Source organism: Taklimakanibacter lacteus, from assembly GCA_003576695.1.
Classification (GTDB): domain Bacteria; phylum Pseudomonadota; class Alphaproteobacteria; order Rhizobiales; family Aestuariivirgaceae; genus Taklimakanibacter; species Taklimakanibacter lacteus.
The window spans coordinates 228597-252427 of sequence record QOZQ01000006.1; the positions used below are offsets into that span (position 1 = coordinate 228597).

At 63.2% G+C, this 23831-nt stretch carries 25 protein-coding genes and 1 pseudogene; 15 read left to right on the forward strand and 11 right to left on the reverse strand.

Going from position 1 to position 23831, the window contains the following annotated elements:
• Positions 1 to 7: 7 nt before the first annotated feature.
• The 6 genes and pseudogenes from DT068_RS14030 to DT068_RS14050 all read left to right on the forward strand — a co-directional run.
• Positions 8 to 673, forward strand: a pseudogene (locus DT068_RS14030) (adenylate/guanylate cyclase domain-containing protein); the annotation flags it as partial.
• A gap of 96 nt (positions 674 to 769) precedes the next feature.
• On the forward strand, positions 770 to 1957 hold the full coding sequence (locus tag DT068_RS14035) for a hypothetical protein (protein WP_119390469.1): 1188 nt from the start codon (positions 770 to 772) through the stop codon (positions 1955 to 1957).
• Positions 1958 to 1960: 3 nt separating this feature from the next.
• Positions 1961 to 2572: a hypothetical protein gene (locus DT068_RS14040; RefSeq protein WP_119390470.1), complete on the forward strand. Its 612-nt coding sequence runs from the start codon at positions 1961 to 1963 to the stop codon at positions 2570 to 2572.
• Between the two features lie 65 nt (positions 2573 to 2637).
• Positions 2638 to 2772 carry a hypothetical protein gene (locus tag DT068_RS28375; protein WP_368904720.1) on the forward strand — a complete coding sequence of 45 codons (135 nt, stop codon included), beginning with the start codon at positions 2638 to 2640 and terminating at the stop codon, positions 2770 to 2772.
• A 13-nt stretch (positions 2773 to 2785) separates the two neighbouring features.
• Positions 2786 to 4063, forward strand: coding sequence for a diaminopimelate decarboxylase (gene lysA, locus DT068_RS14045; RefSeq protein WP_119390471.1), 1278 nt, complete (start codon positions 2786 to 2788; stop codon positions 4061 to 4063).
• A 271-nt stretch (positions 4064 to 4334) separates the two neighbouring features.
• A complete protein-coding gene (locus tag DT068_RS14050; RefSeq protein WP_162914191.1) occupies positions 4335 to 6821 on the forward strand; it encodes a TIGR02302 family protein in 2487 nt (828 codons plus the stop codon).
• Positions 6822 to 7066: 245 nt separating this feature from the next.
• Here the strand turns inward: DT068_RS14050 and DT068_RS14055 are convergent, their stop codons facing one another.
• Positions 7067 to 7378 carry a GIY-YIG nuclease family protein gene (locus tag DT068_RS14055; RefSeq protein WP_119390473.1) on the reverse strand — a complete coding sequence of 104 codons (312 nt, stop codon included), beginning with the start codon at positions 7376 to 7378 and terminating at the stop codon, positions 7067 to 7069.
• A gap of 319 nt (positions 7379 to 7697) precedes the next feature.
• Between DT068_RS14055 and DT068_RS14060 the strand changes: the two genes are divergently transcribed.
• From DT068_RS14060 to DT068_RS14070, 3 genes are read left to right on the forward strand one after another with little or no spacing between them, the layout of a single operon-like run.
• Positions 7698 to 8495 carry a chorismate mutase gene (locus DT068_RS14060; protein WP_119390474.1) on the forward strand — a complete coding sequence of 266 codons (798 nt, stop codon included), beginning with the start codon at positions 7698 to 7700 and terminating at the stop codon, positions 8493 to 8495.
• A 3-nt stretch (positions 8496 to 8498) separates the two neighbouring features.
• The gene (gene hisC / locus DT068_RS14065) at positions 8499 to 9599 is read left to right on the forward strand and encodes a histidinol-phosphate transaminase (protein WP_119390475.1); all 1101 of its coding nucleotides are present in this window, start codon (positions 8499 to 8501) and stop codon (positions 9597 to 9599) included.
• Positions 9596 to 10519, forward strand: a complete 924-nt coding sequence (locus tag DT068_RS14070; RefSeq protein WP_119390476.1) for a prephenate/arogenate dehydrogenase family protein — start codon at positions 9596 to 9598, stop codon at positions 10517 to 10519. Before hisC ends, DT068_RS14070 begins: the two co-directional genes overlap by 4 nt.
• 189 nt (positions 10520 to 10708) lie before the next feature.
• On the opposite strand, the gene DT068_RS14075 is transcribed toward DT068_RS14070, so the two are convergent.
• Positions 10709 to 11653 (reverse strand): DUF2125 domain-containing protein, encoded by a 945-nt coding sequence (locus DT068_RS14075; protein WP_119390477.1) that lies wholly within the window; start codon positions 11651 to 11653, stop codon positions 10709 to 10711.
• 38 nt (positions 11654 to 11691) lie between these two features.
• On the opposite strand from DT068_RS14075, the gene DT068_RS14080 reads away from it, so the two are divergent.
• On the forward strand, positions 11692 to 12216 hold the full coding sequence (locus DT068_RS14080; protein WP_119390478.1) for a gamma-glutamylcyclotransferase: 525 nt from the start codon (positions 11692 to 11694) through the stop codon (positions 12214 to 12216).
• Positions 12217 to 12407: 191 nt separating this feature from the next.
• Here the strand turns inward: DT068_RS14080 and DT068_RS14085 are convergent, their stop codons facing one another.
• Positions 12408 to 12806: a hypothetical protein gene (locus DT068_RS14085; RefSeq protein WP_119390479.1), complete on the reverse strand. Its 399-nt coding sequence runs from the start codon at positions 12804 to 12806 to the stop codon at positions 12408 to 12410.
• Positions 12807 to 12858: 52 nt separating this feature from the next.
• On the reverse strand, positions 12859 to 16305 hold the full coding sequence (locus DT068_RS14090; protein ID WP_119390480.1) for a ribonucleotide reductase barrel domain-containing protein: 3447 nt from the start codon (positions 16303 to 16305) through the stop codon (positions 12859 to 12861).
• 122 nt (positions 16306 to 16427) lie between these two features.
• Here DT068_RS14090 and DT068_RS14095 point away from each other — a divergent pair, with 122 nt between their 5' ends.
• The 3 genes from DT068_RS14095 to DT068_RS14105 all read left to right on the forward strand — a co-directional run bounded on the left by DT068_RS14095 (position 16428) and on the right by DT068_RS14105 (position 17821).
• A complete protein-coding gene (locus DT068_RS14095; protein WP_119390481.1) occupies positions 16428 to 16760 on the forward strand; it encodes a type II toxin-antitoxin system RelE/ParE family toxin in 333 nt (110 codons plus the stop codon).
• On the forward strand, positions 16757 to 17038 hold the full coding sequence (locus tag DT068_RS14100; RefSeq protein WP_119390482.1) for a helix-turn-helix domain-containing protein: 282 nt from the start codon (positions 16757 to 16759) through the stop codon (positions 17036 to 17038). Before DT068_RS14095 ends, DT068_RS14100 begins: the two co-directional genes overlap by 4 nt.
• Positions 17039 to 17215: 177 nt before the next feature.
• A complete protein-coding gene (locus DT068_RS14105) occupies positions 17216 to 17821 on the forward strand; it encodes an NYN domain-containing protein (RefSeq protein WP_368904721.1) in 606 nt (201 codons plus the stop codon).
• Positions 17822 to 17852: 31 nt separating this feature from the next.
• Here the strand turns inward: DT068_RS14105 and DT068_RS14110 are convergent, their stop codons facing one another.
• The 5 genes from DT068_RS14110 to ftsE all read right to left on the reverse strand — a co-directional run bounded on the left by DT068_RS14110 (position 17853) and on the right by ftsE (position 20788).
• Positions 17853 to 18140 carry a type II toxin-antitoxin system RelE/ParE family toxin gene (locus tag DT068_RS14110; protein WP_119390484.1) on the reverse strand — a complete coding sequence of 96 codons (288 nt, stop codon included), beginning with the start codon at positions 18138 to 18140 and terminating at the stop codon, positions 17853 to 17855.
• Positions 18141 to 18150: 10 nt separating this feature from the next.
• The gene (locus DT068_RS14115) at positions 18151 to 18387 is read right to left on the reverse strand and encodes a transcriptional regulator (protein ID WP_119390485.1); all 237 of its coding nucleotides are present in this window, start codon (positions 18385 to 18387) and stop codon (positions 18151 to 18153) included.
• Positions 18388 to 18421: 34 nt separating this feature from the next.
• Positions 18422 to 19141 carry a lysophospholipid acyltransferase family protein gene (locus DT068_RS14120; protein ID WP_119390486.1) on the reverse strand — a complete coding sequence of 240 codons (720 nt, stop codon included), beginning with the start codon at positions 19139 to 19141 and terminating at the stop codon, positions 18422 to 18424.
• Positions 19138 to 20043, reverse strand: a complete 906-nt coding sequence (locus tag DT068_RS14125; protein ID WP_119390487.1) for a cell division protein FtsX — start codon at positions 20041 to 20043, stop codon at positions 19138 to 19140. The genes DT068_RS14120 and DT068_RS14125 overlap by 4 nt, the downstream gene beginning before the upstream one ends.
• A gap of 85 nt (positions 20044 to 20128) precedes the next feature.
• Positions 20129 to 20788, reverse strand: a complete 660-nt coding sequence (gene ftsE / locus DT068_RS14130) for a cell division ATP-binding protein FtsE (RefSeq protein ID WP_119390488.1) — start codon at positions 20786 to 20788, stop codon at positions 20129 to 20131.
• A 137-nt stretch (positions 20789 to 20925) separates the two neighbouring features.
• Between ftsE and DT068_RS14135 the strand changes: the two genes are divergently transcribed.
• Entirely contained in the window at positions 20926 to 21669 is a 744-nt protein-coding gene (locus DT068_RS14135) for a zinc-ribbon domain-containing protein (RefSeq protein ID WP_119390489.1), read from the forward strand.
• Complete coding sequence (gene hpt, locus DT068_RS14140; RefSeq protein ID WP_119390490.1) at positions 21656 to 22207, forward strand: hypoxanthine phosphoribosyltransferase; 552 nt, start codon at positions 21656 to 21658, stop codon at positions 22205 to 22207. The genes DT068_RS14135 and hpt overlap by 14 nt, the downstream gene beginning before the upstream one ends.
• 63 nt (positions 22208 to 22270) lie before the next feature.
• On the opposite strand, the gene DT068_RS14145 is transcribed toward hpt, so the two are convergent.
• Positions 22271 to 23026 (reverse strand): SDR family oxidoreductase, encoded by a 756-nt coding sequence (locus DT068_RS14145; RefSeq protein ID WP_119390491.1) that lies wholly within the window; start codon positions 23024 to 23026, stop codon positions 22271 to 22273.
• Between the two features lie 10 nt (positions 23027 to 23036).
• Positions 23037 to 23747, reverse strand: coding sequence for a class I SAM-dependent methyltransferase (locus DT068_RS14150; RefSeq protein ID WP_368904722.1), 711 nt, complete (start codon positions 23745 to 23747; stop codon positions 23037 to 23039).
• Positions 23748 to 23831: the final 84 nt, after the last annotated feature.

Below are 23831 nucleotides of genomic sequence, written 5' to 3' on the forward strand. Positions count from 1 at the left end.
GAGTGCCCGCGTCGCCGAGACCATCGCCGAGGTCTATCTCGGCCGCGATGCCGGGCAGCGTGTGCTGCAGGGCCGCATCGTGCGCGGCGTCGCCGACCGCATCAATGCCGTCCTGTGGTATTCCGACCTCAGGGATTTCACCACCATCACCGATTCATCGCCGCCCGACGAGGTGATCCCGCTCCTCAACGACTATGCCGATGCGGTGATCTCGGCCATCCACGACAAGGGCGGCAGCGTGCTGAAGCTGACCGGCGACGGCGTGCTCGCCATCTTCGGCGGCGCCGGGCCCGAGGAGACCTGCCGGCGCGCACTTCTCGCCGAGATGAAGATGCGGAAGCGCATCGCCGAGCTGAACGAGAAGCGCAAAGCCGAAGGCCGCGCGGTTGCCGGCGTCAATCTCGGGCTCCATATCGGGGATGTGTTCTACGGCAATATCGGCTCGGCCACGCGGCTCGATTTCACCGTCATCGGCCCGGCGGTGAACGAGGTGAGCCGCATCGTGGCGCTGTGCCGCTCGGTCGAGCGCAATATCCTGCTCTCCTCCGATTTCGCCGCCGCCACGCCCGAGCCCGAACGCTCCCGCCTCGTCTCCGTCGGCCGCTTCGCGCTCCGCGGCGTCAGCCGGGCGCAGGATCTCTATACGATCGATCCGGAGCTGGTGCGGGAGTAAAACGCCTGTTGGGCGTTCCTTAAGGATTTTGCGAGCGCCATCTTGTTCCCGGCGCGCGAGTCCCTATATCTCTGCCCCATTGGGACGGTACATCCAATGGCAATTGTCGAACCCGGCAAAGGCCGGGCGGTCATCGAGCATGGCGAGACGGGATTGCGCATCACGATCCCGGCGGAGATCCAGCCCAAAGGCATGATGTTCATGTGCCTATGGCTGACCATCTGGGTCATAGCCGAAGCGATCATCGCTTTCGAATTGCTTACTGGAGAGCCGACAGACCGTTCCTTTGTCAGCGGTCCGCTTTTGTCATATTTCTGGTTTGCGATGTGGACAGTTGCCGGCATGTCGATGATCTATACCCTCCTCTGGCAAGTCGTCGGCAAGGAAATCATTGAGCTCAGCTCGACCTTGCTGCGTCTGCGCAAGCGAATTCTGTTCTTCAGCCTCAGCAGGGACTTTGCAGTTTCGAGCATCAGAAATATGCGACCCATTTCGCCGCGACCAAAAGATGCCAACAACAAAAATACATTGTCGCATTTGAGTTTCCGAGACGGCGCTATCACGTTCGATTATGGGCGGACCACCAGGTATTTGGGCCAAGACCTCAATGAAGCAGAGGCGCAATATGTGATCGATGAGATGTGCGAGCACGTCAAATCTCTCCGCGCAGAGGCCAGCGGCGGCAACATGAACATAGCTGGCGTAGAACACGGGAGGGGGCGAGCAATCATAGAGAATGACGGCACCGGCCTGCATATCACGATCCCGGCAGAATTCCGACTCGGCATTACGGCCTTCGGATTCCTGTGGCTGATCATCTGGGCTTATGTCGAGTTCCTCCTTCCGTATTTGTTTCTCAAAGGCAAGCCGGGCGAGACCAGAGAGATGTATGAGTATGTTTTCATGGCCATCTTTACAACGCTCTGGACTTATGGCGGCATCGGGATCATCGCCGAGTTGCTGTGGAGCATCGCTGGCAAAGAAATCATCGAGCTCAATTCGATTCGATTGAAGCGAACGAAGCAGATACCGATTTTCAGGCGCAGCCGCGAATATGACGTGAACGGGGTCGCCAATCTGAGATTTGCATCACCTCCAGCTGGCTCAGCGGATACCGAGCACAGCACCTCTTCTCTATCTCTCAAGGACGGCACGATCGTCTTCGATCATGGTCGCGGCGCCCATTACCTCGCCTCTGGCCTCGATGAAGCGGATGCGAAATATGTGATCGAGCAAATGTCCCGGCGAGTGAAGTCGCTCGGCGCAAATGAAGAGGTAGCTTGAGACATGGCCGTCATCTATCCCAGCTATGACCGGGCGATCCTCGAAAATGACGGTGACAAGCTTCGCATAACGATCCCAGTAGCGCGGATGGCTTTTGCCACCATATTCCTCAGCATTTTTCTGATCCTCATCGCTTACAGCGAAATTCACGGATTCATCGTCTTGTGGAATGGCTCGCCTCCGGATGGCGTGCGTATGAGCGTGGAAGGGGAAGTGATATCCAAAGGCCCTGATTTCACGCGCCTCATGATCAGATGGCTGGCAGGTTGGACCATAGTCTCCGTGCTGTTTGCCGGCCTATCCCTCTGGTATTTTTTCGGCAGGGAAATCATCGAGCTCGATGCGACGACGTTACGGCGCATCAGGAAAATCCCGCTCTTGCACTTTACGAAGAAATATCCGGTAGCGAACATCTCCAACCTTCGGCAGGGATCCGACTTCTGGCTGCCGTCCTGGCTCCCGGCGCAAAGAGTTTCATTCATGACCTTCAGAGGCGGCCGCATCGCCTTTGACTGCGGCCGCCATACTCGTCGCCTGGGATTAGAACTCAGCGACAACGACACGAGACGCATCATGGAGGAGATGTGTAAAAAGGTGCCGTCACTTTGCCGGTAGGCGAACCGGCGGGTGCCGATCACATCCCTCTTCCCCGCCCGCCCGCCTTGGTCTAATCATCCCGCATGACCCGTCTTCTCCTCGCCCTTGTCGTCCTTTCGGGCCTCCTCGCCGGTTGCGGCGTCAGGGGTTCGCCCCAGGCGCCTGAGGGGACGAAGAAATCCAACGAGCCCTCCGTGCTCGACCCCCTGATCAAGTGATCTAGCGGCCGCCATGCACCATTTCGCCTACAAGGAGGGCCATCTCCATGCCGAGGAGGTGAGCCTCAGGGTGATCGCCGAGGAGGTGGGCACCCCTTTCTATTGCTATTCGACCGCCACGCTCGAGCGCCATTACCGCGTCTATGACGAGGCCTTCCAGGGCCAGGACCACGCCATCTGCTATTCGATGAAGGCCAATTCCAACCAGGCGGTGGTGAAGACCCTGGTCGATCTGGGCTCCGGCATCGATGTCGTCTCGGAGGGCGAATTGCGCCGCGCGCTGGCGCTCGGCGTGCCCGGCCGCAAGATCGTCTTTTCCGGTGTCGGCAAGACGGCGCGGGAAATGGCGCTGGCGCTCAAGGAGCGCATCGCCTGCTTCAATGTCGAATCCGAGCCCGAGCTCGAGCTTCTGGCCAGCGTCGCCACCCGGCTCGGCATGCGCGCCAATATCTCCTTGCGCGTCAATCCCGATGTCGACGCCAAGACCCATGCCAAGATCACCACCGGCAAGGCCGAGAACAAGTTCGGCATCGCCTTTGCCGAGGCCAGGCGCGTCTATGCCAAGGCGCGCAAGCTCGAAGGCATCGAGGTGTCGGGCATCGACACCCATATCGGCAGCCAGATCACCGAGCTTGCCCCCTTCGAGCAGGCCTTCAAGCGCATCGCCGAGCTGACGGCCGAGCTCAAGCGCGAAGGCCATGACATCCGCCATATCGACCTGGGCGGGGGCCTGGGCGTTCCCTATCGCGGCACCAATGACGTGCCGCCGCATCCGGACGAATATGCCGGCATGGTGAAGCGCACGCTGGGCCATCTCGGCTGCAAGCTGGTGCTGGAGCCGGGCCGCATGATCGCCGGCAATGCCGGCATCCTGGTGTCGCGCGTCATCTATGTGAAGAAGGGGGCGGCCAAGAGCTTCGTCATCCAGGATGCGGCGATGAACGACCTGATCCGCCCCACCCTCTATGACGCCTGGCACGACATCATCCCCGTCACCGAGCCGCTGGATGGCCGCGAATTCGTGGCCGATGTGGTGGGCCCCATTTGCGAGACCGGCGATTATTTCGCCCTCGACCGCAAGATGCCGGAAGTGGAAGAGGGCGATCTCCTCGCCGTGATGACGGCGGGCGCCTATGGCGCGGCCCAGTCCGGCACCTATAATTCGCGCCCGCTCATCGCCGAGGTGCTGGTCAAGGGCTCGAAATTCGACATCGTCCGCCCGCGCCAGACCTATGAGGAGCTGATCGGCCTCGATCACATCGCCTCGTGGCAGGAGAAGAAGCGGGGCTGATACTTCCCCAATCCGTCATCCCGGCGAAAGAACGTCATCCCGGCGAAAGCCGGGACCCCTTAAATTGGTGAAGCGCGGGAAGCGCCGCCCGGATTGCTCTTATTCAGGGGGTCCCGGCTTTCGCCGGGATGACGGAATGATGGGGATCACAATTTTGCGAGGGAACCTCGGGAACCAGCGGGAATTGCCGATCTGAAGGGCTTCCCTGCACTGCCCCTCCGAAACGGAGAGGGCTCTTTTTCGCCGTTTTATGCTAGGATCATCGCCAGCGATGTCACCGAAGCTCAAGCGAACCGTTCTCTATGCCAGGCTGGCGCTCTTCTGGGAGCGTCTGTGGGCGGCCGCCTATCCGCTGGTCATGGTGCTGGCCCTCTTCACGGTGGCGGTGCTGACTGGCATTCTCGCCCTCCTGCCCGATCCCGTCCGCTATGCGGCGCTGGGTCTCTTCGCGCTGGCGTTCCTGTGGGCGCTCCGCCCGCTCCTCACCCTCGTTTATCCGGCGCGCAGCGAAGGCCTGCGCCGCATCGAGCAGGCTTCCGCCCTCGACCATCGCCCGGTCTCGGCCAGCGAGGACCAGCCCGCCAACCCTTCGCCCGTGGCCTCCGCCATCTGGGAGGAGCATGTCGCCCGCCAGCTGGCGCGGCTGAGGCAGCTTCGCTCCGGCACGCCGCGCTCGGCGCTCAAATGGCGCGACCCTTACGCGCTACGCCTCGTCGCTCTGCTCGCCGTCATTGCCGCGGCGTTGCTTTATCGCGGCGACCCGGCCGCCAATTTCGCCGATGCGGTGCGGATTTCGGCACCCAAGTCCGATGTGGCGCTGGCGCTCGACGCCTGGGTGCGTCCGCCCGCTTACACGGCCAAGCCGCCGCTGCTTCTCACCAGCGAGGCGATCAAGGAGCGGATCGCGCGCGACAGCGACCTCCTGGTGCCGGAAGCGAGCCTGCTGGTGCTGCGGCTTTCAGGCGCCGAGGAGCCGAAGCTTGCCTTTTTCGATTTGATCGGCGGAGAGGAGATCAAGGACCTTGCGCCGAAGACCGGCCAGGAAGGCGGCGCCTTCACCGCGCAGCTGAAGCTCGACCGCCCGGCCGAGCTGCGCGTCTATGACGGATCGAGCGAGCTTGCCAAATGGCGCCTCTCGGTCATTCCCGATGCCGCCCCCGATGTCGCCTTCACCGAGGATCCGCAGGCGGAGGCGTCCGGCGCCCTCATCCTGCCGTGGAAGGCGAGCGACGACTATGGCATCGCCGGCGTGTCGGCGAAGATCGTGCTCTCCGACACGCAGGAGGACGGCCCCGGCTTTGCCAGCAATGGCGTTTTCCTGTTCGACCCGCCGGCCTTCCCCATCTCGCTGAAGAAGGCATCGCCGCGCGCCATCGAGGACCGCACGTCGAATGATCTCACCGCCCATCCCTGGGCCGGGCTCAATGTCGACATCACGCTGCAAGCCAAGGACCAGGCCGGCAAGACCGGCATGTCGGAGGTCAAGACGGTGAAGCTGCCCGAGCGGCTGTTCATCAAGCCGCTGGCCAAGGCGCTGATCGAGCAGCGGAAGGCGCTCATCCTCGATCCCGACGACCACCGCAATGTCGAACTGATGCTGCAGGCGCTGATGACTTGGCCGGAAGGCCTCATCGACAGGAGTGGCATCCAGATCGCGCTCTCGGCACTGCGCTCGCATATCGCCAATGCCCGCAACCAGGACGACATCAAGGAAGCGGTCAACGACATGTGGAAGCTGGCGCTGGCGGTCGAGGAAGGCGACCTTGCCGATGCGAGGGCCGAGCTCGACGCCATCCGCAAGGAATTGCAGAAGGCGCTGGCCGAAGGCGCGCCGCCGGAGCGCATCGCCGAGCTCATGGACAAGTTGCGCGAGGCGATGAACAAATATCTGCAGTCGATGGCCGAGGAGACGAAGCGGCGCATGCAGCAGAACGGCATGCAGCCGCAGCAGGTCGATCCGAGCCGGCTCCTGAGCCAGCAGGACCTGCAGAAGATGCTCGACACCATCCAGAAGCTGGCCGAGTCGGGCGCCAATGAGGCGGCCCAGGAAATGCTCTCGCAGCTCGAGAACCTGCTGCGCAATCTGCAGCCGGGCATGGCCGAGATGCAGCCGCAGGGCGATTCGCCCTTGTCGGAGATGCTGGGCGATCTGTCCGAGCTGATGCGCCAGCAGCAGCAGCTCATGGACGACACCATGAAGATGCCGCAGGAGAATGGCGAGGGCCAGCAGGACGGCGACCCCAATGGCCAGCAGGGCATGGGCGGCGAGCAGGGCCGGTCCCTGTCGCAGAAGCAGGGCGCCCTTCGCGGCATGCTGGAAGATCTGATGGGCCGCCTCGGCCAGCAGGGCATGCAGGCGCCGCAATCCTTCGGCCAGGCTGGCAAGTCGATGGAAGGCGCCACCGGCGAGCTGCGCGACGGACGGCGCGATCCCGCCCTCGAGCAGCAGAGCGAGGCGCTCAATGCGCTGCGCGAAGGCGCCCAGTCGATGGCGCGCCAGATGATGCAGCAGGGCCAGGGCACCACCGGCAATTACGGCCGCCATGGCCAGGCGCGCGGCGACGACCGCGATCCGCTGGGCCGGCCGCGCTCGACCCGCGGCGAGGATTATGGCCCTGACCGCAACATGCTGCCGGGCGAGGCGGCGATCAGGCGGGCGCGCGAAATTCTCGACATATTGCGCGGCCGCGCCAACAACCCCGACCTGCCGCGCATCGACCGCGATTACATCGAGCGTCTGCTGCGCGGGCTGTATTGATCCGAGAACTCATCACTCCCAATAACGTCACCCCGGCGAAGGTGACGAGATGAGGCAAGGCGCCAGCGCTCTCTAATCCGTCAGCCCGGCGAAAGCCGGGACCCATTGAATTCGTGAAACATGAACAGTGCCGCCCGCTTGATTCTATTCAGGGGGTCCCGGCTTTCGCCGGGATGACGAGCTAGGGAGGCCCGTCGCAGCACTCATCTCGTCACTTTCGCCGGGATGACGGGATTGGGGTGGTGTCATTCAACCCAGGCGCCGCACATCTCCTCGAACAGATCGCGCCAGATTGGATTTAGATTTTCGATCAGCTCGACCTTCCAGCCGCGCTGCCATTCCTTCAGCTGCTTTTCTCGCCTGATCGCTTCTTCCATCGATCCGGGGAACTCGTACCAGACCAGCATCTTCACCTTGTATTTCCGCGTGAAACCCGGAATCGAACCCTGCTTGTGAGCGGCAATGCGGCTGCACAGATCGCTGGTCACGCCGACATAGAGCGTGCCGTGCCGCTTGCTGGCGAGGATGTAGACGGCAGGGACCTTCTCCTCTCTCACGCCGTCTTCCTCCCACTCATCTGCATGCCGTCGCCCTGGAGAAAGGGACGGGTTTACCTCCGATACTCCGTCGCTCAGTCCTCCCTAGCTCGTCACCCCGGCGAAAGTGACGGGATGAGGCAAGCCGCCAGCTCTCTCTAATCCGTCACCCCGGCGAAAGCCGGGGCCCCCTGAACTGGTGAAACATGAACAGCGCCGCCCGGTTTGATTCTATTCAGGGGGTCCCGGCTTTCGCCGGGATGACGTTCTTTCGCGGGAACTGCACCTTCCCTAACCCTTTGCTTTTGCTGGCTGGGCTCCTTAAGAATATGCCCCACTCATGGAACAGCCGCCGCCTCCCCAGGAAAGCCTCGACGACATCCGCCGCGAGATCGATCGCATCGACGACGGCATATTGAAGCTCGTCGCGCAGCGTCTCGACGTGGTGGACCGCGTCCGGGCCCATAAGGCGCAGACGGCGACGCTTGGCACTTCCCCGATCCGTCCCGGCCGCGAGGCGCAGATCCTGCGCCGGCTGATCGAGCGCGCCCAAGGCGCCGTGCCGGCCGATCTCCTCTTCCGCATCTGGCGCGCCCTCATCGCGGCGGCGACCCTGAAGCAGGCGCCCCTGCGCATCCATGGCAGCGCCGAATTCTTCGCCTCCGCCACGTCGCAGACGATGCTGCGCGAATATTTCGGACCCACCGCCTTCTGTGACCACCCGGGCGAAGCCATCGCTCTCGAAACGCTGAGCCGGAATACCGGCGATCTCGCCGCCGTCGCCATCGATGGCCCCTGGGCCAGGGCCTGGATGGAGGGCCGGGCGGGCCCCGCCCAGGTCATCAGTGTGCTGCCCTTCCTCACCACATCGCCAACACCGCGCCTCCTCGTTTTCGGCCATGCCCGGGCCGAGCCCACGGGGGCGGATGAGACATTGGTCCTGACCGACGGGCAGTTGCCGCGCGATTTCGCGCCCCAGCCTCTGTGGCAGATGAAGACCGGCGGCCTGCAGCTCACCAGCCTGCCGGGCTTCCTGGCCGAGCATCAGGCGCCGCTGGTCGGGCTTGCCCGGTCAAATGGCTCCCTTGCGCTCTCGGTCGTGGGGCGCTACCCCAGCCCGGTCGAAATCAGGACTTAGCTCATGTCATCCCTCGCTGTTGCCCGGCCGATGCCGAAGCCGGGAATTCTGGATATTGCGCCCTATGTGCCGGGCAAGGCCGGGGCCCGGGGCCAGAAGGTCCACAAGCTGTCGGCCAATGAGAACCCGCTGGGCGCCAGCCCTCACGCCATCGCCGCCTATCGCAAGGCAGCCGACGGGCTCGAATTCTATCCCGACGGCTCGGCGGGCGAGCTGCGCGAGGCGATCGCCACGCGCTATGGGCTGAAGGCCGACAATATCGTCTGCGGCGCGGGCTCGGACGAGATCCTCCAGCTTCTGGCCCACGCCTATCTGGCGCAGGGCGATGAGGCGGTCTATTCGCAATATGGCTTCCTGGTCTATCCGATCGCCATTGCCTCCAACGGCGCCAAGGCGGTGATCGCCGAAGAGAGCGATCTCACCACCGATGTCGACCGCATGCTGTCTTGCGTCTCGGCGAAGACCCGCATCGTCTTCCTCGCCAATCCCAACAACCCGACCGGCACCTATATTCCGGTCAGCGAGGTGCGCCGCCTGCATGCCGGCCTGCCGAAGGACTGCCTTCTCGTGCTCGACGCGGCCTATGCCGAATATGTCCGGCGCAACGACTATGAAGCGGGCATCGAGCTCGTCTCGACCTTCGACAATGTCGTGATGACGCGCACCTTCTCCAAGATTTATGGCCTGGCCGCGCTGCGCCTCGGCTGGGTCTATTGCCCGGCCCATATTGCCGATGTGCTGAACCGCATCCGGGGCCCGTTCAATGTCGGATCGCCGGCTTTGGCCGCGGGCGCGGCGGCCATCGCCGACAAGGCGCATGTCGAGCGTGCCGTCGCGCATAATGACCAGTGGCTGGCCTGGCTGACGAAGGAGCTGAGCGCGCTCGGCCTCAAGGTGACGCCGAGCGTCGGTAATTTCATCCTTGTCCATTTCCCGACGGATGCGGCGCATGCGGCGGCGAAAGCGGACGCCTTCCTGACGAGCCGCGGCATCATCCTGCGCCGCATGGATAGCTATGGCCTTCCGGGCGCGCTGCGGCTCACCATCGGATCGGAAGAAGCCAACCGCGCCGTCGTCGCGTCTCTCACGGAATTCCTGAAATGAGCGGCGTTCTCTATGAGCGCGTGGCGCTGATCGGCCTCGGCCTCATCGGCTCATCCCTGAGCCATGTGATGCGCCGCGAGAAGCTTGCCGGCAGGATCGCGGGCTATGCCAGGAGTGCCGAGACCCGCGCCACGGCGAAACGCATCGGCCTTGCCGATGAGATCCATGAGAGCGCCGTGGCCGCGGTGAAGGACGCCGATCTCGTCATCCTGGCGACGCCGGTCGGCGTCTATGGCAAGCTCGCCGAAGAGATCGGCCCGCATTTGAAGGAAGGCGCCACCGTCACCGATGTCGGCTCGGTCAAGAGCGCCGTGCTGCGCGATGTGGCGCCGCATCTGCCGAAGCATGTGCATTTCATTCCGGGCCATCCGGTGGCGGGCACCGAGCATTCGGGCCCGGAATCCGGTTTCGCCGAGCTCTTCACCAACAAGTGGTGCATCCTGACACCCCCGCCCGGCGCCGATGCGGCGGCAGTGGCCAGGCTCGAGAAATTCTGGCGCGCCTGCGGCTCCAATGTCGAGACCATGACGCCCGCGCATCACGACATGGTGCTCGCCATCACCAGCCACCTGCCGCATCTGATCGCCTATAATATCGTGGCGACCGCCGCCGATATCGAGGATGTGACCAATTCCGAGGTGATCAAGTTCTCGGCCGGCGGCTTTCGCGACTTCACCCGCATCGCCGCCTCCGATCCCACCATGTGGCGCGATATCTTCCTCAGCAACAAGGAAGCGGTGCTCGAGACTTTGGGCCGCTTCTCCGAGGATCTCTCGGTGCTGCAGCGCGCCATCCGCTGGGGCGACGGCGACACGCTGTTCAATCTCTTCACCCGATCGCGCGAAGTGAGGCGCGGCATCATCGCCGCCGGCCAGGAAACCACCGCCCCCGATTTCGGCCGGCAGCCGGGGAAGAAGTAAAGCCCTCATTCACTATTCACCATCACCCCGGCGAAAGTGACGGACATGAGGGCAAGGCGTCAGCGTTCTCTAATCCGTCACCCCGGCGAAAGCCGGGGCCCATTAAATTCGTGAAACGCGAACAGCGACGCCCGGTTGATTCTATTCAGGGGGTCCCGGCTTTCGCCGGGATGACGGGCGAGGGTATTTTCAGAACACCGGCGGAATATCGGTCAGCTTCACCGGGCCCCAATAGAGCTTTCCGTCCTTGGCGATGAGATCGAGCTTGATGTCGGTCGTCTTGCCGGGATTGAGGAGGCCGATCATGGTGGTGAGCGTCTGGGCGTCCTTGTCGGGCAGGCCGAAAGTCTGCCTGAGCTCGGCCATCAGCAGATCGAGGCGGTTGGTGGTGGTCACCAGATTGCCGCTCACCTGGCCTTGCGCATTGAGGCCGACTTCGCCCTTGGCCGTCATCACGAGATCGCCCTTCTTGAGCCTGAGCGTGTCGACGCCGATGGTCTTGCCGCTCCGCGCGAGGCTGCGCGGCAGGTCGGAATGGAGCGCCGTCATCGGAACCGCGCCGGTGAATTGAGCTTCGTCGAGCGTGAGCAGCATGCCGGGGCCGAGCAGGATCTCTGCCGTCCTCGCCTCGAGCGCGATGTCGAGCTTGTCGCTGCCCGTGTCGCGCGCGCTGGCCAGCAGATAGTCGGCGCCGCCGAAGGGCGACGCCTTGAGCTTCGGCAATTCGAGCGAGGCCTGCCAGCTGTGCTCGCCCCAGAAGCGGGCGCTCGCCATGGCGCGCTCATGGGTGAAAGTGAGGCCCCGGCTGGTGACCACGGGCCCGTCGAGCAGGGCTGCCGCGCGGTTCGGCATATAGGCCTGCATCACGAAGAGCAGGCGCGCGGCCACGATCTCATCGCCGTCGACGGTGAGCTTGGGATCGATGCAGTCGCGCTCGAAGCGGAAGGGAAAGCCGCCCCAGTTCTTCGCCTGGCAGGTGAGGCTGACGCCCTGGATGTGGGACAGCTCGTTCTCGACCTTGTCGCGCACGAAGCGGGAGCCGGCGAGCCAGTAGATGCACCAGGCGACGATCACGACGAGGATGGCGAGGAAGGTCAGATAGATCGACCAGGGTCGTTTCGGCAGGGCAGGCATTGCGCGGCGTGATCCATTCTGTGTAGACGACGGGCTCCATGCACGAAAATTGGGTGTTCGGCTACGGGTCTTTGATGTGGAATCCGGGCTTCCGCTTCGCGGAGCGGCGGCGCGCCGTGATCCATGGCTATCACCGGAGCCTGTGCATGCTGTCGCATATGTATCGCGGCACGCCCGACCGGCCGGGCCTGGTTCTGGGCCTCGATAGCGGCGGCGCCTGCCATGGCATCGCCTTCCGGGTCGCCGATGCGGACTGGGCCGAGACCAGGGCCTATCTGCATGCGCGCGAGCAGGTGACCTACATGTATCAGGAGCTCGTCAAGCCGGTGCGGCTAATCGGCAATGACGCCCGCAAGGTGACGGCGCTGTTCTATGGGGTGAACCGCACGCACCGGCAATATGCCGGGCATCTCAGCCTCGCGGACCAGCTCCATTATGTGCGCCAGGGCCACGGCCAGTCGGGCTCCTGCGTCGACTATGTGCAGAGCACGGTGCGGCATCTGCGCGAGGAAGGCATTCGCGACCATCCGCTGGAGAAGCTCGTCCATGCGCTTCGCATATAACCTTGCAAAAATTAAGAGGGCGGAACATGCATCCCGCCCTCCTAGATCACGATCACTTCAGGTCGTTTCGACCTGAAGTGATAAACGTGATCGGAATCTTAGGTTTAGCGCGTGATCGAACGGAAAACCGGTAACCACTTTTCCTGATCACGCGCTAGCTACGCAGAACTCAACTGACTTGATTTATGAAATTATGCAGCGAGCCGGACCGGCTCGTTGACGGGCATGGGAGCGCCCACCTTGAGCGCCGCATGGAGGTCGTTGGCGATCACCCGCGCCTCCTCATCGTTGCGGCTCAGCAGATGGACATGGATCTCATTGGCGCCGAGATCGCGCCAGTGGCTCGCACCCTCGGCCGCGATATTGATGTCCCACAGGCCGGCGAAGCGCCCGGCGCCCAGCACGGTGCGGATGGTGCCGACCCGGCGCACCGCGAGGAAGACCGCGCCCGGCAGCGGCGGGCATTTGTCGGGCGAATAGACGGAATGGATGTAGCGGCGCCCGGATGCCCCATGCCAGTACCAGAAGGCTGGCTCGGTCTCGGTGCCGCCGGAGAAGGGAATCTGAAGGGGCGTTCCATGAATTAACATGGAACAAAGATAGAACAAATGACCTCAGCTGTCAATCACGATCTGATGGCCATCAGCTGCATTTCGAATAGCCGCAGCTGAGGCAGGTCGAGCAGCCCTCCTGGAACACGAGCGCCGCCTCGCCGCAGCGCGGGCATTGCGCCGCGCGCGTGCCGTCATTGACGGCGAGCGCCAGGCCCGGCTTCGCATCCTCCTTGAGGAAGCCCGTATCGATCATATGCCGCTCGATCACCCCGCCGATGGCGGCCAAGAGGCTCGGCACATAGCGGCCCTCCATCCATTGGCCGCCCCTCGGATCGAACACCGCTTTCAGCTCCTCGACCACGAAGGAGACATCGCCGCCGCGCCGGAACACCGCCGAGATCATGCGCGTCAGCGCCACCGTCCAGGCGAAATGCTCCATGTTCTTCGAGTTGATGAAGATCTCGAAGGGACGCCGGCGGCCATCCTGCAGGATGTCGTTGATGGTGATGTAGATGGCATGATCGGAATCGGCCCATTTGAGCTTGTAGGTGAAGCCCGGCAGCACCTCATGGCGCGCCAGGGGCTGCTTCATGTAGATGACCTCGCCCTGGTCGCGCAGGAGCACCGGATCGCGCACGGCTTCGAGCGGCAGCGCCGCCTGCACCGGTCCGGCCTTGGCCGGCTCGCTTAGCGACAGCACCGAGCCCGTCACCTCATTCGGCCGGAAGGTGGTGCAGCCCTTGAGGCCCTGCTCATAGGCTTCGAGATAGACCGCCTTGAAGGCCTCGAAGGAAAGATCGGGCGGGCAGTTGATCGTCTTCGAGATCGATGAATCGATATGAGGCTGGATCGCCGCCTGCATCACGAGATGCTCGTGGGGGTTAAGATCATTGGTGGTGGCGAAGGACGCAGGCAGCGGCGTGTCCTCGCCTTTGAGGCCGCGCCACAGGCGCGCCGCATAGTCCTCGACCTTCTGGGTGATGCGCTCGCCATTGGGCTGCAGCACCTTGCGCTCATAGGCGATCGAGAAGATGGGCTCGATGCCGCTCGATACATTGCCGGCGAAGAGCGAGATGGTGCCGGTCGGCGCGATCGAGGTCAGGAGCGCATTGCGGATGCCGTCCTTGCCGATGGCCTTGCGGATATCCTCGTCGAGCCCCCGCACATGGCCGCTCGCGAGATAGGCTTGTCTGTCATAGAGCGGAAAGGCGCCCTTCTCGCGCGCCAGCGCAGAGCTTGCGAGATATGCGAGGCGCTCGATCTCGGCCATCCAGGCCTTGGCCTGCCGTGCCGCCTCATCGCTGCCATAGCGCAGCCCGCACATGGCGAGCGCATCGGCAAGCCCGGTGAGGCCGAGCCCGATGCGCCGCTTCGACAGCGCCTCCTTGCGCTGCTCGGGCAATGGATAGTTCGAGACATCGACGACATTGTCCATGAAGCGCACCGCGAGCGGCACGATGCGCTGAAGCTCGGCCGCATCGAGGCGCGCTTCATCCGTGAACGGATCAATGACCAGGGCCGCTAGATTGACCGAGCCGAGGAGGCACGCGCCATAGGGCGGAAGTGGCTGTTCGCCGCAATTATGCGCCCACAGGCCGTTGGCATCGAAGGCGTTGAGGCCGGGAATGGCGGCATCGAAAACCTCTGCCTCCCCGTGAGACTCAAGACTCTCTATCGTCGCCACGTAGGACTCGCGATTGAGAGCCCTTTTGTAGCTCTGAAGAAGTTGCTTGAGTCTCGTGCGCTTATCGCGATCGGCGAAACCAACTCGTTGCGCAAAGAGAGCGATATTCTCATTCGCAATGACAAGTTCATGCTGCGGCCGCGTGGCGTATTCCCTGGACGAGCCTTTGCCGTCAGGCAGAACAGCTATGCCCGCTACCCTGCGATCCCTATAGATAACGCTCATGATGCCGAGTCGCGCCAGCATGCGCTGAGCGGCGGTGAGACGTGGAAGATCGCTTTGCGCAAGGCGGATGCTGACGCCTTTGGTTTGACTGCCCTGCACACTGCCATCCGTATCGAAGAGCCCCCGCAGGAAACCGGCATGAAAAGCGCGAGAACGCTTTTCCATCAAAGGCGTAATGTTCTTGCTACGTACAGCTAGCCCATGGGCGTGCGCGAGCTTCTTAAGGGCCGAGGTCGAGAGTCGGAATTCACCCCGACCTTCGATCGCCATCCAACCGGTGAAATCGACGCGATGTGGCAATAACTTCGCGGCGGCAAGCGCAGCCGACATGATACCTTCGACACCCGGCCGCTCGAACCCGCCGCCAACGGCCTCTTTCCCCGGCCAGACAGAGAGAACGGCCTTATCGTCTTTGAGCACGCCATCTCCGATGAGAAGCCCCAGCAGATAGCCTTCAGCCTCATCGCGCTGAGCTTCACCAACATCACCCCAATCGGGCGCGTCGCGGTGATCGTGCAGAAAGATCTTATCTCCCGTCTTTAGCGAGGAAGCCTCGACCCACTGCCATGCATGGAGAGCGGGGCCAGGTGCTACGGCCTTCATGATCAGATGGTTTGACGTAAGACTCAGGGCGAAACCTTCACGCGTCTGAAGCTTTACCACCGGCTTGACGCCTTGCGAGAAGAAGCCGCGGTCATCGCTTGGCCAGGGCGCGCCATTGGCAATGGCCGTGAAGGGCTTGCATTGGAGATCGGCGATCTGGCGCGGACCTTCCGTGGTCATGATCCAGCTGTCGGCGGTGAGACATGGATTTGTAGCCTGGATCGTCTCGCAATAAGCGAGATTGTTCTCCCGGTTGATGCGGTCGATGAAGATGACGCCGGGCTCGGCATAGTCATAGGTCGAGCGCATGATCTGCTCCCACAGCGCGCGGGCGCGGATCGTCCTGTAGGTCTGGCCGGCGAAGACCAGCGGCCAGTCCTTGTCTTCCTTCACCGCCGTCATGAAATCGTCGGTGACCAGCACCGAGAGATTGAACATGCGCAGGCGCCTGGGGTCGGCCTTGGCGGCGATGAAATCCTCGATATCGGGATGATCGCAGCGCAAGGTGCCCATCATGGCGCCACGCCTGGAGCCCGCCGACATGATGGTGCGGCACATCGCATCCCACACATCCATGAAGCTCAAGGGTCCCGAGGCATCGGCGCCCACCCCCTTCACCGCCGCGCCCTTGGGTCGAAGCGTCGAGAAATCCATGCCGACGCCGCCGCCCTGCTGCATGGTGAGGGCCGCTTCCTTCAGCGCATCGAAGATGCCGGAGAGCGAGTCATCGATAGTGCCCATCACGAAGCAGTTGAAGAGGGTGACAGTGCGGGCCGTGCCGGCGCCTGAGAGGATGCGCCCGGCGGGCAAGAAGCGGTAATCCTTGAGCAGGCCTTCGAACGCAGCCGCCCATCTGGTGCGCTCGGCCGGCTTCTCGGCCTCGGCAACGGCTTTCGCCACGCGCCGCCAGCTCGCTTCCACGCTCTCATCGACCGCCGAGCCGTCCGGCTTCTTGAAGCGGTATTTCATGTCCCAGATCTCAGCCGAGATCGGATCCAGATAATGGGGCTGGGCTTGGGGCATTGGGTTACTCGCTGACAGACGGAACACCCCATTATATAGTATTGTTCCCGTTTTGGACATGCCTGTTTTAGGGGTATAGTTGCCAGTTAATACAAAATTTTGTATAAGATGGAGCGCGAGCCTTGACGAAGGATGTTGTCTTCCGTGGAAGCACTCTCGATGACCTACGTGCCTTCCCAGGTTCGGCAAGGCGCAAGGCCGGTTATCAGCTGGATCACGTGCAGAATGGCCGTGAGCCGGACGATTGGAGACCAATGAATTCAATCGGCCAAGGTGTACAGGAGATCAGGATAAAGGACGTCACTGGCGCCTTTCGGGTCATCTACGTGGCGAAGCTTGCTGATGCCGTTCATGTGCTGCATTGCTTCCAGAAGAAGACGGAGAAAACCAGCAAGGTCGATCTCGAACTCGCTACCAGACGTTATCGCGAACTGCTGCAGGAACTGAGCCGATGAGCAACGAACGTTTTGAAAGCATCTGGGACGCAATCAGCGATACTCCCGCCGAGGCAGAAAACATGAAGCTTCGCTCGGCGTTGATGATGGCGCTCAAGGACCATATCGCCGCAAAAGGCCTTAGCCAGGCTGAAGCGGCCAAATTGTTCGGCGTGACCCAGCCACGTATCTCGGACCTGATGCGCGGCAAGATCGATCTCTTTGGTCTCGATACTTTGGTCAACATGGTGGCTGCGGCCGGCATGCGCGTCGAGATGAATATCGAGAAGGCGGCTTGAGCCTGCCCCCTAAAACGCAAAACCCCGAGCCGAAGCCCGGGGGTTGCTAGCGGCGTACCGCATTGCGTTGACGAAATGATATATACCGAAACAGCACCAAAATGTCAAGGCTGAGCGGGCATGCTGAGAGCGGCATTCTATTACGACGGATTCAATTTATACCACGCAATCAATGACTTGGGTGAGCCCTATCTCAAATGGTGCAATCTCTGGGAGCTGGCCGAGCGTCTGATCCCGAAGCAGACGGAAGAGCTCGTGAAAGTGGTCTTCTGCACCGCTTTCTATCCGGGCGATGAGCGCAAGAAATGGCGCCACCAGCAATATCTGAACGCATTGGAGAATGTCGGGGTGACGACCGTCAAAGGCCACTATGCCCATGAGCATTCGAGCTGCAGCCACTGCAAGCGGACCTGGAAGCAGCCGACCGAGAAGGAGACTGATATCAACGTCGCGCTGAGTGTCATCGTCGATGCCCAGGATGACGTTTTCGACCGCGCCTATCTGGTCACCGCCGACTCGGACCAGGCCGCGACCGCCCGCATGTTCAGGGACCGGTTCCCGCAGAAGCAGCTGATCACCGTCGCACCGCCAGGCCGCAACTTCTCCGTCGACATTGCCCGCTATACGCAAGGCAACCGGCTCGCCATCACCAAGGATCATCTCGACTGGACGGTGTTCCCGGCCATCGTCATGCAGGGCACCAACGCATCGGGCCGACGACCGCGCGAATATGACCCGCCGGAATGGTGGGTTCACCCGCGCGATCGGGCGCCCCCGGGGTGAAAGGACAGCGAGCCAGTTTGAACGGCTGATCCTATATCTCGTCCGGCCACTGGCGTGCGCCATGTTGAACGAACAGAATTTCGATCTCGGAATCTCGCACGCGATAGGCAACAATATAGGGTGTGCCCGGGATTACCAGCTCTCGAGTTCCACTGATCTCACCGACACGTCCGATGAAAGGATTCGCAGAAAGCAGTCTTTTCGTCTTGTGGTGAATCTCATTGACGACGCGCGCGGCGGCTTGCGGATTGTGCTGGCCGATGTATTCAGCGATAGCGGCGAGTTCTTCCAGATAGGGCCGGGTCCATCTTATCCGCACGGCCGACCGGCTAGGCCTGGCGATATTTGTTAAGAACCGAAGCTATTTCTTCTTCGCTGGCAAAGTCACCACGATCCGCGGCTGAGATACCTTCTTCCACGCCGGCGATCCATTTCTCCTGCCAAGCCAACGAGCGACCATGCGAGAGCGCATCTTCAATGATCTGGGCCCGCGTCAGAGTGGAACGCTTGGTCAGCGTCTCGATCCGGCGGTCAAGGTCGTCTGATATTTCGTTGCTTTTGGCCATGTCTCATCCTGCCATAGACCATGAGGAAAATCCATCAGCTCTCACGCCCATCTTTCACCAGTCTCTCCGTCGCCATCTCGATCGCGGTCTCCAGCCGCTGCGAGAATTCCTGGCGCTTCAATCCGGCCTCAATAGCGGGAAGGATCTCGACCACGATCTTGCCCGGATAGCGCAGGAACTTTCGCCGCGGCCAGAACACGCCGGAATTGAGCGCGATCGGCAGGCAGGGGAGGCCGAGCTTGAGATAGAGTGCCACGGCACCCGGCTTGTAGTCGGGCGGCGCATCCGGCGGCCGGCGCGTGCCTTCCGGGAAGATCACGATCTGGCGGCCCATTTGCGCCGCCTCCTTCGCCCGCGCCACCATGGCCTTCAGCGCCGCGGCGCCGGACGAGCGCTCGACCGGGATCATGCGGAATTTGGGAATGAACCAGCCGAAGAGCGGGATGAAGACAAGCTCGCGCTTCAGCACCATCGCCGGATCATCGAACAGCGGCAGCAGCGCGAATGTGTCCCAGGTCGATTGATGCTTCGAGGCGACGAGCACCGCGCCTTCGGGGATGTTCTCCCGGCCGCGCACTTCATAGGTCGTGCCGCAGATCACCTTGAGCCACCAGAGCGACGTCGTCGCCCAGGCCTGCAGCGCCCGGATCGACCATTTGCGCGGCGTCACATAGAAGGGCGAGCCTATGACCAGGAACAGCACCAGGTTCACATAGAACACGATGTTGTAGATGAAGGAGCGAAGCGCGATCACCTGAGGCTCTTGAGAATCCGCATCAGCGTGATGCGCGATGTAATGAGGCAGATGAGCGTGGCGACGAACGGCACGGCGAGCAGCACCAGGTAATTCTGCACGATGTGGTGGCCGGCCGCCGAGAGGAATTCCCGGGTGATGGCGGCGAAGCTTTCAGGCGCAGCGCCCGCCGCCAGGAAGAAGGTGAGGATGCCGAGCACGAGGCCGATGATGCCGGCGCTGAGCCCGGTTTTCAGGAACCGGCCCCACACCTGGCGCGCGATGAAGCTGTCGCGCGCGCCGACGAGATGCAGCACCTCGACCACTTCGCGATTGGCCTCGAGCGCGGCTCTGGTCGCGAAAACGACGATGGCGATGGCGCATAGCCCGATGAGGACGAGGATGGCATAAGCGAGCAGCGTCAGCACCCGCGCCATGCGGGTGAGCTCGGCCTGCCAGCGCTTATGCGTGTCGAGGCTGACGCCCGGCACTTCATTGCGCAGCGCCGTTTCGAGGGCGGCGAAATCGGGTGGGTTGCCGGGATCGATCTCGATGGCGATGAGGCGCGGAACCGGCAGGTCCTCAAGCCCTTCGATGCCGCCGATCCACGGCTCGAGCAGGTCGATCGCGGCCTTCTCGTCGAGCACCGTGACCTTGACGATGCCGGGCGTGGTTTTCAGGATCGCCGCCGCCTTGGCGAGGTCGGCCTCCATGTCGCGCCCGGCGATCTCGCGGATCTGCACCGTGATCTCGCGCGCCAGATCGCCAGTCCAGGCTTCGACCGAACGGTTGATGAGCACGAGCCCGCCCGCCGCCAGAACGGCCAGATAGCACATCACCGCCATGGCAAGGGTGAGCGTGCGCAAGGGCGCCGCCCTGGGCGGGATGATCGGCTCAGGCCGGTGCGACGCGTGCTCGCTCATGCCAACGCCTTGCCACACGACGCTGCGCGTCGACCCTCCCCGCAAGGGGGAGGGTAAAATTCGGATCGGATACGGCGCGCTTCGCTCATGCCGCCAGTCTAAGCTCGCCTTGTTCCAGCGTCATGACCGGCATCCTGGCCTGGGTGATGAGGGACAGGTCATGGGTGGCGATGAGCACCGTGGTGCCGAGGCGGTTGAGCTCGAGGAAGAGGCGGAGCAGCCGCTTGGCCAGCGCCGGATCGACATTGCCGGTCGGCTCATCGGCGAGCAGCAGCTGCGGCTTGGCGATGACGGCGCGCGCGATGGCGGCGCGCTGCTTCTCGCCGCCCGACAGCACCTGCGGCATGACGCGCGCCTGCTCGGCAAGGCCGACCCATTTGAGCAGCTCCATGACATCGGCACGGTATTTCTCTTCCGCGAGGCCGGCGACGCGCAGCGGCAGCGCCACGTTCTCGTAAGTGGTGAGATGGTCGAGCAGGCGGAATTCCTGGAACACGATGCCGATGCGCCGGCGCAGCAATGGCAGGTCCGTGCGGCCGATCTGTGTCGTGTCCTGGCCGAAGACGCTCATGAAGCCGCGCGTCGGCGCCATCGACAGGAACAGGAGGCGCAGGAGCGAGGTCTTGCCGGCGCCCGAAGGGCCGGTGAGGAAGCGGAACTCGCCCGGCGCCAGCACGAAGGAGATGTCCTTCAGGATCTCCGGCCCATGCCCATAGCGCAGGCCCACACTTTCGAGACGAACCACGTGGCGATGCTCCTCCTTTGCCGCTTCCTTTGAACAGCAACAGCCTTAACGCTGCATTAACCCTGTTCGCTGTTAATCTTCAAGCTGATGCAGGGGAAGACCCGGCATGCTCGAATCGTCCCGACGTTACGGCTCAAATGATAGTCGCCTGCCCCGCTTGCGCAACTCGCTATGACTTCCCTTCCCAGCGCTTCAGCGCCAGCGGGACGATGGTGCGCTGCGTCGAATGCGGCCACAGCTGGATCGAAAGCCGCCCCGCCGAGATCATCGACATCCAGCCGCGCCCCTTGCCCATGCAGTCCCAGGCATCGGCCGTCATCGAGCCTGAGCTCGAACCTGCCGAGGATCGCGAGGTCCGCCGCCTGACCGAGGCGGCGCGGATGGTGCGCGAGGAATTCGCCGTGCGGCAGCGCCGGCGCCGGCGCGAGCAGCTGGGCTGGGGCGCCTTTGCGCTTGCCGTCCTGGCCCCCTTCGCTCTGGCCGTGACGGAGCCAGAAATGACGGTGCGCCTGATGCCGGCAAGCATGGGTGTTTTCGACCGTCTCGGCATGACGGTGAATATCTATGGCCTCGAAGTGCGCCGCGTCGAGCAGCAGCATGTCATGGTCGACGGCACCCGCGTGATCTCCATCAAGGGCGAGATCGTCAATGTCAGCGATGAGGACCGCAAGGTGCCTTCCCTGCGCTTCATCCTCAAGGACGCGGCGCAAAGCGATGTCTATGCCTGGACCCTCGATTCGGGGATAAGGCCCTTGCGCCCCGGCGAGATGACGACCTTCACCACCCGCGTCGCCTCGCCGCCCCCCACCGCCGAGGATGTGCAGATTCGCTTTGCCCATGCCGATGAAATTGGCGTAAACCCCGGGCATGTCACACATTGAAATAGACGGCCACCGCATCGCGGTGTTGTTCTCGGAAGCCGAAATATCCGAACGCATCGAGGCGATCGCCAAGGCGATTGCCGAAAAGCGCCCGCATCGCCTGCTGGTGGTGCCGGTCCTGAAAGGCAGCTTCGTCTTTGCCGCCGACCTCATCCGCGCCATGCATCGGGCCGGGCTCTCGCCCGAGATCGATTTCATGATGCTCGCGAGCTATCGCGAGAAGACGCGCTCCTCCGGCAAGGTCGATATCTTGCGCGACATCGAATCGCCGATCGAGGACCGCGACGTGCTCCTGATCGACGACATCCTCGAATCGGGCCGCACGCTGGCCTATGCCAAGGACCTGCTCGCCGCACGCGGCGCCCGCAGTGTCGCGACCGCCGTGCTGCTCGAGAAGCCGGGCCACCTTGCCGCCAATATCGTGGCCGATCACAGAGGCTTCGTCTGCCCCGACAAATTCGTCGTCGGCTATGGCATGGACATGGCGCATCAGTTCCGCGAACTGCCCTTCGTCGGCCATGTGCTGACCGCAAAATGATCTCCCTCCCACGCGCCATCGGCGTGGGGGAAGGTGGCGAGCGAAGCGAGACGGGTGGGGTCTTCAGAAATGCGTGAGATAGCCGCCATCGACCGCCAGCGTGTGGCCGGTAACATAGGAGGCGGCGGGCGAAGCGAGGAAGACGACGGCGCCGGCGATCTCCTCCGGCCTGCCCCAGCGCCCGAGTGAGGTGCGCTGCGCCAGCCACTGGCCGATGCGCTCGTCCCGGACGAGCGCCTCATTCGTCTCGGTGGCGAAGAAGCCCGGCGCCACCGCATTGACCGTGATGGCGTGGCGGCCGAGCTCGGCGGCAAGCGCGCGGGTCAGCGCCGCGAGCCCGCCTTTCGCCGCCGTATAGACGGCGTCGCGGTCATTGGCGACAGGGCCCGCGATCGAGGTGATGTTGATGATGCGCCCGCCTTGCGCCTTGGCGATCATGAGCGCCGCAGCCCGCCGCGCCAGCTCGAACGGCGCCACGAGATCGGCATCGAGCAGCCTGCGTATGTCGGCGAGGCTGAAATCGAACATCGCGCGGCGGTCGCGCAGGCCGACATTGTTGATGAGGATGTCGATCCGGTCGAGCCCGGCGAAAGCCCTTGCCACCGCCTCGGCATCGGTGACATCGAAGGCAAGCGCCTCGCCCGAGCCGCCCGTTGCCCGGATCGCCGCAGCAGCCGTCCCGAGCGGTCCGGGCGAGCGGCCATTGACGAGCACATGCGCACCGGCCGCGGCCAGGGCCCTGGCGATCTCGAGCCCCAGTCCCCGGCCCGCGCCGGTGACGAGCGCCGTTTTCCCGGCAAGAGAGAAAGCCTGCGTCATCGCGCCAGGCTCAGGGCTCGGTGCGCTTGAGCTTGGCGGCGGAGGGCGCGAGCGCCGGCCGGAGCCGTGGCAGCATGCGGCGCGAGCGCTTGCGGGCCGAGACCGCATAGACCTGCTTCACCGCCTCGACGATGATGACGCCGGAAAAGGCAGGCGAGGTCCGAAGCCCGAACCGTTCCCAGGCGGCGGCCGATTTGAGCATCAGGCTGCGCTCGGAGGGCGGCATGAACAAAGCCTGCGACCAGCCGACGGGGGAGAATTTCGTCTCCTTCAGGATCTGCTGCAATTGCGAGCGCGAATAGGGCTGGCCATAGCCGAAAGGCGTCACATCCGAGCGCGCCCACAGGCCACGCCGGTTCGGCACCACCATCACCAGGCGTCCTTGCGGCGACATGACCCGCCAGAGTTCCCTGAGCATCTCGGAGGGCTGGTCGGTGAGTTCCAGCCCATGGATGACGAGGGCGAAATCGACCGTGCTTTCGAGCAGCGGCAATTCGCATTCCTCGACCAGGGCTGCCGCATTGGGCTGGCCTTCCGGCCAATGCATGACGCCGCGCTGCGCCATCATGAAGACCAGGCTGCGCTCGGCCCCGTCGGCGGGAGATTCGAGATAGGGGGCGGCGAAGCCGAGGCCCAGCACCGTGGCGCCCTTGAGATCGCCGAACCGGTCGCGCAGGCGATGCGCGATCAGCCGCCGGCTGGCCTGGCCAAGTCGGCTCACATAAAATTCACGTAGATCGGCAACATCCATTGTGAGAAAGATAAGCGCTCCGGGGTTTGAGGTCATCTGCCAAGTTTAACCAAG